Below are 16,379 nucleotides of genomic sequence, written 5' to 3'. Positions count from 1 at the left end.
TAACGCCCCACATCGTCCCCGGCCACGTCATGGCACCCGGCCTGGAGGCCAAGCGATGAAGCGCGGACTGCCGGGCTGCTGCGGCCATTCCAGCGGGGCGGAGCAGCCCCTGGTGAAGACCCTCAGCTTCGCCGTGCTGCACTTCAGCATCGCCTTCTGCGTGGCCTACGCCTTGACCGGGAGCGCGCTGCAGGGCGGGCTGATCGCCCTGATCGAACCCGCCTGCAACACCGTGGCGTTCTACTTCCACGAGCGCTTCTGGCGCTGGCGGGGCGCCCGCTACGACCGGGAACAGGGCTACGGCCACGGCAACCTGGCTGGCGTCATCAAGTCACCCCAGGCCATGGAGCGCCGCGAGCCTTGAGCCGAGGGGCTCAGCCCTCGGGGCGTTCGCCAGGCCCTGCCAGGCTGGCCCAGGCCTTCCTGCTGTGCAGACCCGTGATCACGCACAGTTCGGGCAGCAGCAGGTAGGCATAGGCCAGGGGTGGGCAGTCCAGCGCCAGGCCGGCCAGCAGCACCGGCAGGCCGACCAGCCACAGGGCAGCGGCCTCCAGCCGGCCGATCTCGGCGAAACGCCCGGCCGCCTGGTACTGGGCGCGCAGAAGGTTGCCCAGCACCCGCAGCGGCAGGGACAGCGCGAGCAGCAGCAGGCCGGCCGTCCACCAGGGGCCCGATTGCCCGTAGAGCTGGCCGAGGGCCTGAGTTGCCAGCAGCAGGCCCACCGATGCCACGGCAGCGACGGGCAGCGCTCGCCGCCGCACTTCATCGCGGATCGCCACCGGGTCACCCGCAGCCAGGCGCAGGGCGAGAAAGCGCAGCAGGGCGTTGAGCGGCGACAGCGCCAACATCCCCAGGGTGAGCACGGCGGAGAATCCATCCAGGCGCCCGGCGGACTCCGGCCAGGGGCGGTCCATGGCCACCAGCGTCACCGCCGCCAGGCCGAAGGCCTGGATCGCCAGCACCCGCTGGCTTTCCCAGCCGCTGTGCAGCAGCGCCTGCCGGCACCAGGCCCACCGAGGGCGCCACGGTTGGCCCGGGGAGGCGCGGGCCAGGTGGCGCAACAGCCAGGCGCAGGTGCCGAGGTTCAGCACCAGGCCGGCGATGAAGCAGCCCGAGAGGCCCGCACCCAACCCCAGGACCAGCGCCAGGTCCAGCACCAGCCGTGCCAGCAGCTCGACGCCCTTGATGCGCAGCGCCTGGCGGCCCTCGCCACGGGCGTGGAGCAACAGGCCGGCGCAGCCGTTGAGCAGGCGCAGGGGCGTGGCGAGGAAGAACCAGGGCAGTGCCGCCATCACCTCGGGCAACCGCGCTGCCTCGCTGTGCAGCAGCATCGGCAGCAACCCCAGGCCGGCCAGGGCGCCGAGCAGGCCCAGGGGCACCCCCAGCGCTCCTGCCAGCACCAGGGCCGGACGCAGTCCTTCCCCGTGCCGGCCCGCGCGCTGGGCCTGGCTGGCCATCACCGACAGCGCGGTGCCCAGGGCCATGGTGACCACCAGTTCCAGCAGTGCCAGGCGGGTGAGCAGTGCATACAGGCCGGCCTGGCCGTCGCCGGCCCGGGCCAGCACCGCCAGGTCGATCTGCGGCCCCAGCTGGCCGGCGGCAAAGGCCAGCAGCAGGGCCAGGTAGCCGTGCCAGAACCGGGTGATCAACGGGGCAGGTCGGTCCATCCGGGGAACCCGTCGGAGAGGTCGCCGGTGGCGCTGGTGAAGTAGCCGAAGGCGGCAGCGGGTGCGGGCAGGGGCTCCTCCAGCTCGAAGCGCTCGACCTGGCGGCCGGCCTCCAGGCTGCTGGCCTTCCAGCCGCATACCAGGTCGGGCAGGGCGGCGCTGCCGAGCACGATGCCGCGCTGGCGGGAGCGGTCGCCGGTGGCCCAGCGGGCGGCGGAGGCGGCCATCAGGCTGTAGCGCAACTCATCGTCCACGGCATCGCGGAACGCCGACTGCTGCAGCCACACGTCCACCCACAGGTACCAGGCCCAGTTGAACGAGCAGCCCTGTTCCACCGCCCAGGCCATGAACGGGCGGAAGATCGCCAGGCCATCGGGGCCGGAGAGCGCCAGCAGGCCGGGGCAGATGTCGAACAGGCTGTGCCAGTAGACCCGCAGGCTGGTGTCGATGCGCACGAAGGCGCGGGAGTCGCGGGGGTAGTCGCCCTGGCGGGCCGGTTGGTAGAGGGCCGCCAGCAACTGGCTGTCGGTGCGCGGCTGGTCAGCCATGGCGGCGCACCTCCGGTCGGGCGAACAGCGTGCGCAGGGTGGCCAGGTCGCTGTCGATCTCGCGCTGCACGAAGGCGTCGTCACGCTCGTAGGTGAGGGTGGCGCCGGGGCTGTCGAAGCGCTCGCGCCAGGTTTCGATGAAGGCCAGGGTTTCGTCCGACAGCGGGCGGTCGTGGGTGTCCAGCACCAGGTGCGGCTGGAGGATCGACAGGTTGTAGCCGGCGACGTGGAAGTGCCGGGAGGCGTCGATCACCGGCAGCCAGGCCTCCAGGGGCACGCCGCAGTTGAGGTGGGCGCACACCGCGTTGGAGATGTCGAACAGCACCCCCGCACCGGTCTCCCGGCACAGCCGCTCGAAGAAGGCCGGCGCGTCGTGGCCGCCTTCGAGGATGGACGGGTAGTTCTCCAGCAGCAGCTGGCAGCCCAGGCGCTGCTGCCAGGCGTCCACGGCGTCGCGCACGCGGGCGTAGTCGGCCTGGTAGTCGATCTCGGCCAGGTGGTAGAGCTGGCGCCCCTCGTGGCTGAAGCGGGCGACATGATCGGAGACGTACAGCGGCTTGACCCGGTCGATCAGCGTGCGCAGGCGCTGGGCCATGTCGTCCAGGCTGGCGGCGTCGGCCTCGATGAAGCGCGAGAACATGATGTGGAACCCCATCGGCGCGTCGAAGGCCCCGGCCAGGGTGTCCGCGTCGAGGGTGAGGAAGTTGTCGATCAGCAGTTCCACGTAGTCGATCCGCCCTTCGGCCAGCAGGCGACGGACCAGGGGCGTGGTTTCCCCGAGGGTGAAGTTGAATCCCAGGCGCATGGTTCCTCCTTGTCGGGAACCCACGCCGGCGCCAGGCGCCGGCGTGGGTGGGGCTCAGTTCACCCCGAGCGGGGCGCAGCAGGCACCACAGCAGGCACCGGCACGACCGGCGACGGTGAGGGTTTTCTTGCTGGCGATCTTGATGTTCATGGGGTTTCTCCTTGTGGATCAGCAATGAAAGGAACGTCGTTCGACGGCAACGCCGTCAGGGTTGTGAGGTGGAACGGTGGGCGGTTTCTCGGTGCGCAGCCTCCTGGGTGTGGGTGGGTTGGAACCGGTAGCCCGCCGGCCAGGGGTCGGCGTAGCGGGGGTCATGGGGCAGGCTCAGGTCGGTGAGGCTGCCGAGGAAGGCTTCGAGGTCGTCCAGCTCGGCCTCGCTGAGGTCGATGCGGGCGATCAGCCCGCTCTTGTGCGGGTTGCGCCGGCCATCGCCCTTCGCCGGGCCCTCGGGAATGTCGCGGCCGCCGGCCGAGTAGATGCGCAGCACCTCGCGCAGGGTGGCGGCGCTGCCGTCGTGGAAGTAGGGCGCGGTCAGTGCCACGTTGCGCAGGCTGGGGGCGCGGAAGGCGCCCATGTCCTGGGCCTGGGCGGTCAGCTCGAACACGCCCCGGTTGGGGAAGGGGTAGGTGCCCTGGTCGTCCAGGTTGTAGAGCCCGGTGTTGTGGAAGGGCGTTTCCACCTCGCGGGTGCGGGCATGCACCACCTGGTCGTTGAAGTTGAAGCTGCCGTGGCAGTGGTGGCATTCGGCGCGTTCGCCGAAGAACAGCTCCATGCCGCGCTTTTCCGCGGCCGTCAGTTGCAGGCGCCCTTGCAGGTAGCGGTCGTAGCGGCTGTCCACCGCCAGCAGGGTGCGCTCGAAGGCGGCGATGGCGCGGATCACCGAGGCCATGGTGATGGGCTCGGGGCTATCGGGGAACGCCTGGGCGAACAGCGGCGGGTACAGCGGCTCGTCCCGCAGGCGCTGGAGGATGGTGGCGCGGTTGCCGTCGTTCACCCCCATCTCCACCGGGTCGTCGCCGAACAGCGGGCCTTCCATCTGCCGCTCCAGGGACACCACGGCCGGGTTGGCCCAGTTGTAGGTGGCGTTCCAGGCCACGTTGGCCAGGCCCGGTGCGTTGCGGTGGGTGAGGGCGCCGGCGCTGCCGGTGGAGCGCGGCGCGCGGTCGCTGAAGGCCTTGGCCTGCAGGTGGCAGCCGGCGCAGGCGAGGGTGCCGTTGCCGGACAGGCGCGGGTCGTAGAACAGCCGGCGGCCCAGCTCCACCTTGGCGGCGCTCATGGGGTTGTCCGCCGGTACGCGGGGCGCGGGTACGTGGCTGGGCAGTGGCCAGGCCCAGTCCTGCGCCAGGGCGCTGCCGACCAGCCCGAGGCCGGCCAGCAGTGCGGCGAGTCGGCCGATGCGCCGCGTCATGGCCGGGGCACGACGCGCAAGGCCGGAACCTGGCCATCCGGCAGCGGCTGGCCGCTGGCCAGGTCCAGGCCGAGGCGGGCGAACACTGCCGGGCATTCGGGGTCGTCCGGGCCGCTCATGCAGCCCACCGCGCCGCCCTGGTCACGGCCGAGCTGGCTGCCGGCCAGCAGGCTGGACAGGTCCAGCGCCACGGCATCGCGCCGGGGGTCGAAACCGCGCAGGGAGACGGGCACCCGGTTGGCCCGCAGGCAGGCCACCGTTTCGCCGGTGAGCGGGTTGCCGCTGCAGCCGGTGGAGCCCAGGTGCAGGTACCAGCTGGGCGCGCGGGCGCCATCGGCCTTGGCTACGCCGCCTTCGGGGTTGACCTCGACCTTGGCGAACTTGCGCCCGGCCTGCCAGCTCCAGCCCATGGCGGCGATGTCCAGGGGTGGGCCCTGGAGTTCGGTGCTGGTGTGGTTGAGGGCCTCGGGCACGCCGAGGCTGAAGCGCAGGCCGACGTAGTCACCGGCCGGTGCCTGGCCGCGCACCTGGGTGCGGGTGGCCGGGGTGCCGCCCTGGCAGGTGCCGGTGGCGTCCTCGAAGTCCAGCAGGGCGACCTGGCCGTCCTGCCAGTCGTCGTGGTCGAGCACCAGGGGCACGGCCTGGCCGTCGGCGCGGACCAGCGCCACGTCCTGCACGTAGAACCGTGCATCGCGCAGGGTCGAGGAGCGGGCATCAGCGCCCAGCGGGCCCAGGGGCGCACCGCAGCGGGCGGGGTGTCCGTTGGCCAGCAGGGCGAAGTCGATCACCACCGGCTGCGGGCCGCTGGGGGCTTGGGCGGCGCATGCCGAGAGCAGGGCCGTGCCGAGCAGAAGGGGAAAGCGATGAGCGTGCATGGACGGCCTCTCAGAAGCGCGAGCTGAGGGTGAGGTTGACGCTGCGGCCTTCCTCGTAGCTGAAGGTGTTGGCCTGGGTCTGCTGGTAGGTGGCGTAGGCCTGGTCGAACAGGTTGGTCACCCCCAGGTCGACGCGGTACGGGTCGCGCTCCCAGGTCAGGCCGATGTCGTGCAGGGCGTAGCCGTCGCGGCGGCGCAGCAGGGTGTCGTCGTAGTCCTGGGCCTTGACGAACTGCCCGCGGTAGTTGATCGACCATTGCTCGTCGAGGCGGTAGCCCAGGGTCAGGGCCAGCTTGTCCGGCGGTGCGTAGAGGTCGGCGCCGGTCTGGGCGTTGCGCGAGCGCAGCTGGGAGTACCCCAGGCCGACGCTCAGGCGGTCCAGCTCGTAGGCCGCCTCGATCTCGCCACCCTGGCGCTCGGCCCGGGCCACGTTGCGCCGCTGGAACACCTGGCCGACGCCGGCGAAGGGCGCCTGGCGCACGTAGGTGCCGACCACCTGGGAGTCGATCAGGTCGTAGACGTCCTCGTCGAAGCCGGTGGCCTTGAGGCGGAACTGGTCGCCGGCGGCCAGCAGGTCGCTGAAGTCCAGGGTGAAGCCGGCTTCCCAGGTCTTGCTGGTCTCCGGTTCCAGGCCCGGGTTGGGGCGGAAGTTGAACAGCGCCCGGCGGGTGTCCAGGTTGCCGTACATCTCGGTCATGGTCGGCGCGCGGAAGGCTTCGCCGTAGCTGACGAACAGCCCCAGGGGGTCGATGGGCTGATACTTCAGGGCGATCTTCGGCGAGAGGCGGCTGTGGCGGGCGTCGCCCTGGCCGGGGGAGGACAGCCTGTAGTCGTCGTGGCGCAACGCGGCGATCAGGGTCCAGCGGTCGAAGGTCTGCTCGCTCTGGATGAAGCCGCCAAGGGCGCGCAGCTCGCCGTCGGGCAGCACCGAGTTGCCCTGGCCGTTGGAGGTGTTCTCGGCGGTGTCCTTGTAGTAGTCCACGCCGTAGGTGAGGCGCTGCCGGTAGTGCTCGCCCACCTCGAAGGTGCTGGTGTTCTGCAGGCTGCCGCCGTCGGTACGGGTCATGGCCGAGGTGTCGGCCTGGGGCGGTGTCGAGCGGCTGTGGCCGGCGAGGCTGAAGCGGGTGCGGTAGAGGCTCAGCTTGCCGTCCAGCCAGCTGCGGTCGGTGTCGTGGAACGACCAGTTGCCGGTGTACTGCTCCTGCCGGCGGCGGGTGTCCTGGTCGAAGGGGAACACCAGGTTGCCGCCGGGGTTGGTGGGGCCGGTGAAGTCGTCGTCGAAGGTCTGGCGGCTCAGCTCCACCCGGTTCAGTTCGCCCAGGTTGAGGCCGGCCTTGAGCAGGCTGGCGCCCAGGTCGCCGTCGTTGGGGTACTCCGAATCCGCGCCGCCCTTGCCGGTGTGAATGGCGCCGTAGTTGCGGTAGGTGGCACTGGCCAGCACGTCGGCCTGGTCGTTCAGTGCTGCGGCGGTGAGGTGGGTGGAGAAGGCCTCGTTGCCGCTGCGGTAACCCACCTTGGCCTGGCCGCCGTAGCCGCGCTCGGGGTCGACGTAGTCCTCCGCTGCCAGGGTTTCGAAGGCCATCACGCCGCCCAGGCCGCCACTGCCATAGGCCGCCGACATGGGGCCGCGCACCACGTCCACCTGGCGGATGAAGTCGGGGTCGAGCAGCAGCGGGCTGTTCACGCCGCCCTCGTTGTTACGCCGCGCACCGTCCACCGTGAGGATGATGCGTGGCCCCTGCAGACCACGGATGGCGGGGATCTGTGCCGCAGGGCGGGGGCCGCCGCCGAAGTTCACGTTGGGCAGGCTGCGCAGCACGCTGGACAGGCTATCGGCCTGGGCATCCTCGAGGGCCTTGCGGTCCACCGTGGACACCGAGGCCGGCAGGTCGAAGCTGCTGTTGGCGCTGCGGGTGGCGGTGACGGTGGTGCTGTCCAGCACCAGGGTCTTGCCGTCTCCCTGGGCCTGGGCGGCGGCGCAGAGCAGGAGCAGCAGCGGCCAGGCCGTGGCGGGCGAGGGGAGGAAGGCGGAGCGCCAGAACGAAGGGGATGGCATCACGGCCATGGGCGTCGGTCCCTGTTGTTGTCGAGTGGTTCCGGGAACGACCTGTGCCGCATGGCGCCGAGCTGTCCGATCCCTGGATGACTACCGGGCGCCTCATGGCGCCCGCATGCACTTGGCAGGCCTCTGGGGCGCTGCGGGACGGATGCTAGCAAGGGCCCCCGATGCGGCCCGACTGCGACGAGCTGCCACACCCCGGGCGCCCGGAGGCCTGCGGGTGGCGCCTGGCTGGCAGGGGAAAGTCGACTGTGGCGGACTGTCGCAGGCAGGGAGGCGCACGGGGCGCTCGCAGGGGCGCAAAAATTTGCCTTTGCCGCCCGCAGGCCCGCCAGTAAGATGGCCGCCGATGGTTTCCGGGCAACCGCCCGGAGCAACAGGGAACATGGTGCGGCGCAACGCCCAGGCCATGGCTGCCCCCGCAACTGTAAGCAGCGAGCGAAACCCGAAGCACCACTGGCCCCGGCCGGGAAGGTGGGTGGAGCATTGACCTGCGAGCCAGGAGACCTGCCATCCGTAACGGGCACGAGGCCCGACCCCTAGAACTGGTCACCGCGCGGTGGGCGCGGCAAGGAACCGCACATGCATATCGAACCCGGCGTCGTCGAAGGCGCCAAGCTCCTGCTCAGCTATGGCACCGCCGTCACCGCCTTCGGCCTGACCGCCAAGATGGCCTACGACAGCATCCGCACCAACGGCGGCATCAGCGCCCTGGCCCTGCGCAGTTTGATCGCCACGGCCCTGGTGTTCTGCTTCTTCGAGGTGTTCCCGCATCACGCGGTGGGCGTCTCCGAGGTCCACCTGATCCTCGGCTCGACCCTGTTGCTGATGTTCGGCGCCGGCGCGGCCGCCATCGGCCTGGCCGCCGGGCTGCTGGTCCAGGGCCTGTTCTTCGCCCCCTTCGACCTGCCGCAGTACGGCATGAACGTCACCACCCTGCTGGTGCCCCTGTGGGGCATCAGCCTGCTGGCCAACCGCATCATCCCGGCTCGCACCGCCTACGTGGAAACCCGCTACAGCCAGGCCCTGGCGCTGTCCACCGCCTACCAGGGCGGCATCGTCGCCTGGGTGGCCTTCTGGGCCTTCTACGGCCACGGCTTCACCGCCGAGACCCTGGCCTCGGTGAGCACCTTCGGCCTGGCCTACATGAGCGTGATCCTGGTGGAACCGCTGATCGACCTGGGCGTACTGGCCCTGGCCAAGACCCTGTCGCGCTACAGCCAGGGCCCTCTGTTTAACGTCCGCCTGCACCACGCCGCGGCCTGATCCGACACACCTGCCGCCCGGCTGCAATGGACGGGCGGCCTCGTCATTACCCTTCGAATCTGTCCTGTTTCCGTCGCCCAAGTTTCACATGGCTGTGAATGTGACGACTTTCCGACGCCTCGCAACATCCAAGTTCGCCAGTAAACGGCGGCACATGACAACTTCCCCGGATTAATCCCATCGCTCACAACTTGGCCAACTTCCAAGTTTCGTCCGGCTCAATACGAAATTTTCCCTCGAACTGCTGAAAGCCCCGCCGCGTGTGGGCTTGGCGCACTCCTTGACAAAAGTCCGGCGCCATTGAATCGACCTCGCAAAGCACGGCAGTTAGCGCGCTACTTGCCGACTAAGTTCATTCGAAAAATGGAGATTGGCAGTCCGGAAATGTAGGTTCTCTGCAAAAAATACGGCTGTTAGCATGAAAACTGCACGACGCGGATAAGTCTCGACGAGTTTCGAAGTTGGTGAAGATGCTGGATGACTTGGCTTTATTCGTGCAGATCGTACGGGCAGGGAGCTTCGCAAAAGCAAGCAGGGTACTAGGGATACCTGCCAATACCCTCAGCCGCCGCCTGATGAGCCTGGAACGCAGTCTCGGCACGGCCCTTTTTCTCCGCTCCACCCGGTTGCTGCGCTGCACGGCCGATGGGGAGCGGCTCTACCAGAAATGCAAGACGAGCATCGACCACCTGGGCAACGCCCTGGCCACCTTGCGTGACGACGCCCAGGGCATCGTCGGCCAGGTGCGCATCCAGGTGCCCACGGGTTTTTTCGAATGCCAGGAGAACGGCTTCTTCAGCCAGCTCCTGCGCCAGCACCCGGGGCTGGAACTGGACGTGGTGGTGGCGGACCACGAGCCGGACCTGGTGCTGGACGGGCTGGACCTGCTGTTCTTCCTCGGTGAGCTGAAGAACGACGCCTACGTGGTACGCAAGCTGTTCGACCTGGAGCTGGGTCTCTACGCCAGCCCCGGCTACCTGGCCATGCACGGCGTGCCGGAGCGGGTGGAGGACCTGGCCGAACATGCCTGCCTGCACCTGAAGAACGTCCAAAGCTGCGAGTTGCATTCGAGCTGCGGCCGCCGGACCTATCGCCTGCGCCCTAACGGGCGGCTGGCGACCACGTCCAGCTCGGCCCTGCTCAATGCAGCGATCAACGATTCGGGCATCGCCCTGCTGTCCACCCTGGCCGCGGAATGGCGCAAGGAGCAGCTGGTGCGCATCCTGCCCGACTACGCCGTACGCGGGCGGGCGCTGCATGCCGCCTATTCCAGCCACCGCACGCTCTCGGCCTGCGGGCGTGCGGTGCTCGACTTCGCCGTGGCGACGGCCCAGCAGGCCTGCGACCTGGTGCAGACCGGGCATGCCTGATGGGGACCGGCGCCGCCGGGGGGAGAGTAGGGAATGCGCGATCCGGACAACGAGCAGCTGTACCAGGCACACCAGGGCCGGACCTTCATGCGTCCGCGCTTTCCGCCCCGCCTGGAGCAGCAGTACCGCGAATCGCTGACGCGGGATTTCCTGCCGTTCCAGAAGGCCTCGGCCGTGGTGGTGCTGCTGGTGTGGGCGCTGTTCATGGGGCTGGACCTGCTGCACTTCGACCTGCAGGCCGGTCTCGATGGCTGGCTGGTACTGCTGGCGGGGGTGCGGGTCGGCATCCTGCTGCTGCTCACCGGCCTGGTGCTGCAGATGCTGCTGCGCGGCATCGAGGCCTACTCGGTGCGCTTCGCCTCGTGGGTGCTGCTATTGGTGCTGGCCGGTGGCATGGCCTCGATCTTCATCTACCGCATCAAGGGCCTGTATTTCTCCGACGGCATCTTCGCCTTGCTCGGCGTGGCGGCCTTCTTCCCCCTGGGCATCAGCTTCCGTCGCAGCCTGCTGGTGGCCCTGGCGCTGTTCGCTCTCTGGCTGCTGGTGGGCTACCCGGTGTACGCCGCAGAGGCACCCGAGCAGTACGGCTCGGTATCCCTGGTGTTCCTGCTGTCGATCCTCGCCTGTGCCACGGGGGGCTACATCCGCGATCAGGTCAAGCGCGAGCAGTTCCTCCTGCGCGAGCTGCTCAAGTGGCAGTCCAGCCATGACCCGCTGACCGGCCTGCACAACCGCCGCGCCTTCGACCAGCACGTGCAGACCGTGCTGGGCCTGGCCGCGCGTGAGCGCGCGAGCCTGGCCCAACTGATCATCGATCTCGACTACTTCAAGCAGTACAACGACTACTACGGCCACCAGGCCGGAGACGCCGCCCTGTGCGCGGTGGCCGGGGTGCTGGAGGCCTTCGCCCGCCGCCCGCTGGACATCGCCGCGCGGCTGGGTGGCGAGGAGTTCACCCTGGTGCTCTACGACGTGGAGGAGGCCCATCTGGAAACGGTGGCGCTGCGGATCGTCCAGCAGGTGCGGGCCCTGGAAGTCCCCCATGCCCGATCGGCAGCCGCCCCGGTGCTGACCGTGAGCGTCGGTGCCTGCCTGTTCCACCTGCCGGTCAGCGAGGCGCTGATGTACCGCCGCTCCGACGAGCTGCTCTACGAGGCCAAGCGCCTGGGCCGCAACCGCAGCTGCGTGGCCGTGGAGGGTTCGCCGGTGCCGCTTCAGGAGGAGGCCAGCAGCGCCCTCAGGTAGCCGGCGAAGCCCTCCGGCGCGCGCCCCAGCAGCCGGGCACTGGTGTACACCCGGGGCCGTGCGCTCCAGGCGATGCGTGCGCCGATCCGGGCGAAGGCCTGCACCAGGTGCACGTCCTCATGGGCCGGCAGGGGCGCAAAGCCCCCGGCGCGCAGGTAGGCGCGGGCGCAGAAGCCGAGGTTGGCGCCGTGCACGTGGCGGTGGTCGTCAGCGTCGCAGTAGTGCTGCTCATAGCGGTCCCGGATGTGCTCCGGCAGGTCGTCCCAGTCGGTGACCTGCACGGTGCCGCAGACCAGTTCCGCCCCCATTTCGAGCTGGTCCACCAGCCAGTTGGCATCCACCACGCTGTCGGCGTCGGTGCAGGCGATCCAGCGGGCGCCGGCTTCCAGCAGCGTCCTCGCCCCTTCGCCTCGCGCACGGCCCACGTTGCGCGCCTGCAGCGCCCGCGTCTCCACCCCGTAGGCATGAGCGATGGCGGCGCTGCCGTCGCTGCAGCTGTCCAGCACCACCAGCACGCGCACCGGCTCGCCGCCCAGCCCTGGGTGCGTGGCTGCAAGGAGTACGGAGTCGAGGCAGGCACCCAGGTGGGCTTCTTCGTCATGCACGGGGATCACCACGCCGATCATGCCGGCCCCTCGCGCAGGCCTTCACGCTGGGCCACCGTGGTGGCGTCGCGGCTCCACACCTCCAGCAGCAGGTCGGGCTCCTCGTGATAGAGCAGCCGGGGCATGTCCAGCGCGCCTCGCAGGTAGCCGTGGACGTCGTCGCCGGTCAGCGGGCAGCCCTCGATGGCGGGGCGCCAGTGGCAGGCCAGCAGCGTGCCCTGCTCGGTCAGCGACGCGCGCGCCTGCTTCACCAGCCGCTGCAGGTCCGTCGGGTCCAGGTAGTAGCCCAGCTCGCTGAACAGGATCAGGTCGAAGCGCCCCCGTGGCCATTGCTGGGGCAGGCGCGCCTGCACGAAGCGCACGTTGGGCTTGCGCGCCACCCGCCGCCGGGCCAGCTCCACCGCCCGCTCCGAGGTGTCGCAGGCCAGCAGCTCGTGGCAGCGGTCGGCCAGGCGCAGGCTCAGCTCGCCGTTGCCGCAGCCGGGCTCGAAGACCCGCTCGTAGAAGCCGCGCGGCAGCGCCGCCAGCACCAGGTTGCGCTTGCGCCGCTCGTACCAGCGGCGGCGGAAGGCCCAGGGGTCGGCGCTGCGTTGGTACAGCGCCTCGAAATAGGCATCACCCACGCTCATATGAACACCAGTTCGAAGGGTTGCAGCAGGCGCGCCAGGGCCGCGTCGTCGAGGATCGGCCCGTGGCCGTCCGGCGAGGCGCCCAGCTGGCTGGCGAAGGCCGCCACCGCCCGCTGCTTGCGCGCCCGTTGAGAGGGATCGAGGGGCAGCCGACGGGCCCGCTCCCAGGGCAGGCGCGGGTCTTCCGGCGTGGCCCAGTGCCAGGCCCACACCGGGTACTCGCAGACGTGGCAGCCCACCGCCTGGGCAGCGGCCAGGGTGGCCCGGCCACAGGCCTCGTGGTCCGGATGGCCGTCCCCGCGCCAGGTGGTGAACACCACGTCGTCTGCCCGCAGGCGCTGGCCGAGCCAGTCGGCCAGCGCCTGTTCACCAGCAGCGATCCCGCCGTCCGGCAGGCCGGCCCGCCAGCAGGGAATGTCCCGGTCCGGCACCAGGCGCCGCAGTGCCTCGCGGCTTTCCTCCGGGCGTATCCGGGCCAGGTGGTTGGGCGGCCAGGCACGGGAGCCGGGGTGACTGGCCTCGCCATCGGTCACGGCGATCACCTGGCACGCGCGCCCCAGCTGCACCAGCTGCTGAATCAGCCCGCCGCAGCCAAGCACCTCGTCATCCGGATGGGGCGCGACGATCACCGCGCGCTGCCCGGGGCGTACCATTTCCGCTGCGTCGAGGGTGGGCACCTGCGCCAGGTGTGACGAGGCCTGCCAGGCCGCCAGCGGCGTGCCGAAGCCCCAGGCGGGGTCGGCCCTCATGGCAGCCAGACTCCGGCCGGCGCCTGGGCGGCCAGTTGGCCCAATGCCGCCAGGTCCCGTTCGGCGTGGCTCTGGCGCAGGTACACCGGCAGGTCGGTGAGCAGCCTCGCCAGGTGCGGGTCCAGGCAATAGGGCGCCGCGCCCAGGGCGTGGCCGACATGCAGCAGGGTGGCTTCGGCGGCCGCCTCGACCACCGCACGCAGGCGCCGGGCGATGTGCTCGGCGTCCTCCAGGGGGTGGGCGTCGATCCATTCCGCCGCATCGGCCAGGGCGCAGCCGGCGGCATACAGCTGCGCGTCCACCGCACCCAGGTGGGCGAGGGCATGGGGTTCGCCCTGCTCGGCGCAGCGTCGGCGCAAGGCTTCGGCCAGCGCCTGGGTGGCGCCGAACCAGCAGGCGGCGATGCCGGCGCCGCCGTGCCAGAAGCCCGGCCGGTGCAGGTAGCCGTCCGCCGGGCCGACGCAGTGCCCCCGGGCCTGGTCGAAGAGCACGCTGTGGCTGCCGGTGGTGCCCATGCCGCAGGCGTGCCAGACCCCGTCCTCGAAGGCCACGCCCGGCTGGTCCAGGGCCACGGCCACCAGTTGCTGGCTGCCGTCCTCGGCCCAGGCGGTGAGCAGCGCATGGCTGAGCACCCGGGCGCCGGAACACCAGGCCTTGCGGCCATCCAGGCGCACATCCTGGGACGTGGTGCGGCCGTTGAGGTGGACCCGGGCGTCCGGCGGTTCGGCGGCCCAGGTGCCCCAGGTGCTGTCCGGCGGCGGTGCGTCCGCCCCCAGTTCGTGGAGGATGGCCAGGGCATCGGTGTGCCCCTCGTAGAGCTTGCACAGCCCCAGGTCCCGCGCGGCGACGCGGGCCAGGGCGCGCCAGCGGTCCAGGGTGGCGCCGTCACCGGGTTGCGGCAGGCAGTCCAGCCCGGCGGCCACCAGCTCCCGCAGCGCCTGCCCGAGGGCGGCGGTGTCGTCCACCGGCAGGGGTTCCAGTGCAAGGCGCAGGCGGTCGAGGAAGAAGCCGCCCGCCATCAGTCGACCTCCTTGCGCAGCTCGAACAGCACCAGGGCGCGGCCGGTCACCACGAACTCCTCGCCGAACTCGTGCCGGGCCAGGCCCCGCTCATCCGGGCGGGCGGTGTCCGCCAGGCACACCCAGGCCACGCCCTGGGCCACTTCCGGAAGCTGGAAGGCCACGCCCTCGTGGTGCGCGTTGAGCAGGATCAGCAGCGTGGCGTCGGCACCGCTGCGGCGGATGCCGGTGGGCTGCGCGCGGCCGTCCAGCAGCACGCCCAGGCTGCGGGTGTGGCCGTCGTCCCATTGCTCGGGGGTCATCTCCTCGCCGTCGGGGGCGAGCCAGGTGACGTCGCGCACCCCCAGCTCCTCGTTGTAGTCGCCCACCAGGAAGCGGCCCCGGCGGAGGATCGGGTAGGCGCGGCGCAGGCTGATCAGGCGCCGGGTGAAGTCCAGCAGGCCCCGGCCTTCGTCGTCCATCTCCCAGTCCACCCAGCCGATCTCGTTGTCCTGGCAGTAGGCGTTGTTGTTGCCGTGCTGGGTGCGGCCGAACTCGTCGCCGGCCACCAGCATCGGCGTGCCCTGGGAGAACAGCAGCGTGGCCATCAGGTTGCGCATCTGGCGCAGGCGCAGCTCGCGGATCTCCGGGTCGTCCGTGGGGCCTTCGGCACCGTGGTTCCAGGACAGGTTGTTGTCGCTGCCGTCGCGGTTGTCCTCGTCGTTGGCCTCGTTGTGCTTGTGGTCGTAGCTGACCACGTCGCGCAGGGTGAAACCGTCGTGGGCGGTGATGAAGTTGACCGAGGCGAAGGGCCGCCGGCCGCGCTGGTTGAACAGGTCGCCGGAGGCGGTGAGCCGCCGGGCCAGGTGCGCCACCTGGCCGGGGTCGCCGCGCCAGAAGGCGCGCACGGTGTCGCGGAAGCGGTCGTTCCACTCCACCCAGCCCGGCGGGAAGCCGCCCACCTGGTAGCCGCCGGGACCGCAGTCCCAGGGTTCGGCGATGAGCTTGACCTTGCTCAGCACCGGGTCCTGGCGGCAGGCGACGAGGAAGCCGTGGCGCTCGTCGAAGCCGTGGGGGTGGCGGCCGAGGATGGTGGCGAGGTCGAAGCGGAAGCCGTCCACGCGCATCTCCGTGGCCCAGTAGCGCAGGGAGTCGGTGACCATCTGCAGCACGCAGGGGTGGCTCAGGTCGAGGGTGTTGCCGGTGCCGGAATCGTTGATGTAGTAGCGCCGCTCATCGGGCATGAGACGGTAGTAGGTGGCGTTGTCGATGCCGCGCATGGACAGGGTCGGGCCCAGCTCGTTGCCCTCGGCGGTGTGGTTGTAGACCACGTCGAGGATCAGCTCCAGCCCGGCGTCGTGCAGGTGCGCCACCAGCTCCTTGAATTCGTTGACGTGGCCGCTGGCGAGGTACGCCGGGTGCGGCGCGAAGAAGGCCAGGGTGTTGTAGCCCCAGTAGTTGTTCATGCCCTTTTCCAGCAGGTGCTGGTCGTTGACGAAGGCATGGATGGGCAGCAGCTCGATGCTGCTCACGCCCAGGGAGCGCACGTGCTGCAGCAGGTCGGCGTTCATCAGCCCGGCGAAGGTGCCGCGCAGGTGCTCCGGCACCGAAGGGTGGCGCATGCTGATGCCGCGCAGGTGGGTCTCGTAGATCACCGTGGAGTCCCAGGGCACCCGCACCGGCTTCTGCTCGGGCCAGGTGAAGGCCGGGTCCAGCACCTTGGACTTGGGCACGAAGGGCGCGCTGTCGCGCTCGTCGAAGGAGAGGTCGGCGTCCGGGTGGCCGATGGTGTAGCCGAACAGCGACTCCGACCAGCGCAGCCGCCCCACCAGCTGGCGGGCGTAGGGGTCCACCAGCAGCTTGTTGGGGTTGAAGCGGTGGCCGGCGTCGGGTTCGTAGGGGCCGTGTACCCGGTAGCCATAGATCAGCCCCGGGTGGGCGTCGGGCAGGTAGCCGTGCCAGATCTCGTCGGTGTACTCGGGCAGTTCGATGCGCTCCAGTTCCCGCTCACCCTTGCTGTCGAAGAGGCACAGCTCGACCTTGGTGGCGTGGGCGGAGAACAGCGCGAAATTCACGCCCAGGCCGTCCCAGGTGGCGCCGAGTGGAAAGGGGTGGCCTTCGGTGATCCGTGAGCGTTGCCTGCTCATGTGGTGGC

Annotated in this window: 16 protein-coding genes and 1 riboswitch; of the genes, 4 read left to right on the top strand and 12 right to left on the bottom strand. The window is 70.3% G+C overall.

All coding sequences use genetic code 11. The annotated features are described in order from the left end of the window. Positions 1-55 precede the first annotated feature (55 nt). On the top strand, positions 56-364 hold the full coding sequence (locus PotMrB4_RS14645) for a DUF2061 domain-containing protein (RefSeq protein ID WP_172433725.1): 309 nt from the start codon (positions 56-58) through the stop codon (positions 362-364). 10 nt (positions 365-374) lie between these two features. Here the strand turns inward: PotMrB4_RS14645 and mbnM are convergent, their stop codons facing one another. The 7 genes from mbnM to PotMrB4_RS14610 are packed head-to-tail and all read right to left on the bottom strand — an operon-like array spanning position 375 to position 7,368. Beyond that, positions 375-1,667 (bottom strand): hypothetical protein, encoded by a 1,293-nt coding sequence (gene mbnM, locus PotMrB4_RS14640; RefSeq protein ID WP_172433724.1) that lies wholly within the window; start codon positions 1,665-1,667, stop codon positions 375-377. Next, positions 1,646-2,215, bottom strand: a complete 570-nt coding sequence (mbnC, locus tag PotMrB4_RS14635) for a methanobactin biosynthesis protein MbnC (protein ID WP_083422416.1) — start codon at positions 2,213-2,215, stop codon at positions 1,646-1,648. Before mbnC ends, mbnM begins: the two co-directional genes overlap by 22 nt. Next, complete coding sequence (gene mbnB, locus PotMrB4_RS14630; protein ID WP_172433723.1) at positions 2,208-3,020, bottom strand: methanobactin biosynthesis protein MbnB; 813 nt, start codon at positions 3,018-3,020, stop codon at positions 2,208-2,210. Before mbnB ends, mbnC begins: the two co-directional genes overlap by 8 nt. Before the next feature lie 54 nt (positions 3,021-3,074). Further along, on the bottom strand, positions 3,075-3,170 hold the full coding sequence (gene mbnA / locus PotMrB4_RS14625; protein WP_074971730.1) for a methanobactin: 96 nt from the start codon (positions 3,168-3,170) through the stop codon (positions 3,075-3,077). 55 nt (positions 3,171-3,225) lie between these two features. Next, entirely contained in the window at positions 3,226-4,428 is a 1,203-nt protein-coding gene (locus PotMrB4_RS14620; RefSeq protein WP_172433722.1) for a methanobactin export MATE transporter MbnM, read from the bottom strand. After that, a complete protein-coding gene (locus tag PotMrB4_RS14615) occupies positions 4,425-5,303 on the bottom strand; it encodes an MbnP family copper-binding protein (RefSeq protein ID WP_172433721.1) in 879 nt (292 codons plus the stop codon). Before PotMrB4_RS14615 ends, PotMrB4_RS14620 begins: the two co-directional genes overlap by 4 nt. Before the next feature lie 10 nt (positions 5,304-5,313). Next, on the bottom strand, positions 5,314-7,368 hold the full coding sequence (locus tag PotMrB4_RS14610; RefSeq protein ID WP_172433720.1) for a TonB-dependent hemoglobin/transferrin/lactoferrin family receptor: 2,055 nt from the start codon (positions 7,366-7,368) through the stop codon (positions 5,314-5,316). 327 nt (positions 7,369-7,695) lie between these two features. Next, positions 7,696-7,891: riboswitch (cobalamin riboswitch) on the top strand. A gap of 53 nt (positions 7,892-7,944) precedes the next feature. Here PotMrB4_RS14610 and PotMrB4_RS14605 point away from each other — a divergent pair. From PotMrB4_RS14605 to PotMrB4_RS14595, 3 genes are all read left to right on the top strand, one after another. After that, positions 7,945-8,628: an energy-coupling factor ABC transporter permease gene (locus tag PotMrB4_RS14605; protein WP_044402672.1), complete on the top strand. Its 684-nt coding sequence runs from the start codon at positions 7,945-7,947 to the stop codon at positions 8,626-8,628. A 470-nt stretch (positions 8,629-9,098) separates the two neighbouring features. After that, a complete protein-coding gene (locus PotMrB4_RS14600) occupies positions 9,099-9,998 on the top strand; it encodes a LysR family transcriptional regulator (protein ID WP_139233661.1) in 900 nt (299 codons plus the stop codon). A 33-nt stretch (positions 9,999-10,031) separates the two neighbouring features. Next, positions 10,032-11,243, top strand: a complete 1,212-nt coding sequence (locus tag PotMrB4_RS14595; protein ID WP_172433719.1) for a GGDEF domain-containing protein — start codon at positions 10,032-10,034, stop codon at positions 11,241-11,243. Here PotMrB4_RS14595 and PotMrB4_RS14590 read toward each other — a convergent pair. The 5 genes from PotMrB4_RS14590 to glgX are packed head-to-tail and all read right to left on the bottom strand — an operon-like array spanning position 11,213 to position 16,371. Continuing rightward, positions 11,213-11,869: a glycosyltransferase gene (locus PotMrB4_RS14590; protein WP_172433718.1), complete on the bottom strand. Its 657-nt coding sequence runs from the start codon at positions 11,867-11,869 to the stop codon at positions 11,213-11,215. The two genes, PotMrB4_RS14595 and PotMrB4_RS14590, sit on opposite strands and share 31 nt — an antisense overlap. Further along, a complete protein-coding gene (locus tag PotMrB4_RS14585) occupies positions 11,866-12,477 on the bottom strand; it encodes a class I SAM-dependent methyltransferase (RefSeq protein ID WP_107328693.1) in 612 nt (203 codons plus the stop codon). Before PotMrB4_RS14585 ends, PotMrB4_RS14590 begins: the two co-directional genes overlap by 4 nt. After that, on the bottom strand, positions 12,474-13,226 hold the full coding sequence (locus PotMrB4_RS14580) for a PIG-L deacetylase family protein (RefSeq protein WP_172433717.1): 753 nt from the start codon (positions 13,224-13,226) through the stop codon (positions 12,474-12,476). The genes PotMrB4_RS14585 and PotMrB4_RS14580 overlap by 4 nt, the downstream gene beginning before the upstream one ends. After that, positions 13,223-14,245 carry an acyl-CoA dehydrogenase family protein gene (locus PotMrB4_RS14575; protein WP_172433716.1) on the bottom strand — a complete coding sequence of 341 codons (1,023 nt, stop codon included), beginning with the start codon at positions 14,243-14,245 and terminating at the stop codon, positions 13,223-13,225. The genes PotMrB4_RS14580 and PotMrB4_RS14575 overlap by 4 nt, the downstream gene beginning before the upstream one ends. Beyond that, on the bottom strand, positions 14,245-16,371 hold the full coding sequence (gene glgX / locus PotMrB4_RS14570) for a glycogen debranching protein GlgX (protein WP_172433715.1): 2,127 nt from the start codon (positions 16,369-16,371) through the stop codon (positions 14,245-14,247). Before glgX ends, PotMrB4_RS14575 begins: the two co-directional genes overlap by 1 nt. Positions 16,372-16,379: the final 8 nt, after the last annotated feature.

The sequence above is a fragment of the Metapseudomonas otitidis genome (assembly GCF_011397855.1).
Lineage (GTDB): Bacteria > Pseudomonadota > Gammaproteobacteria > Pseudomonadales > Pseudomonadaceae > Metapseudomonas > Metapseudomonas otitidis.
The sequence above is the reverse complement of the archived record's forward strand: the minus strand, read 5'-3'. Positions and strand labels throughout refer to the sequence as shown.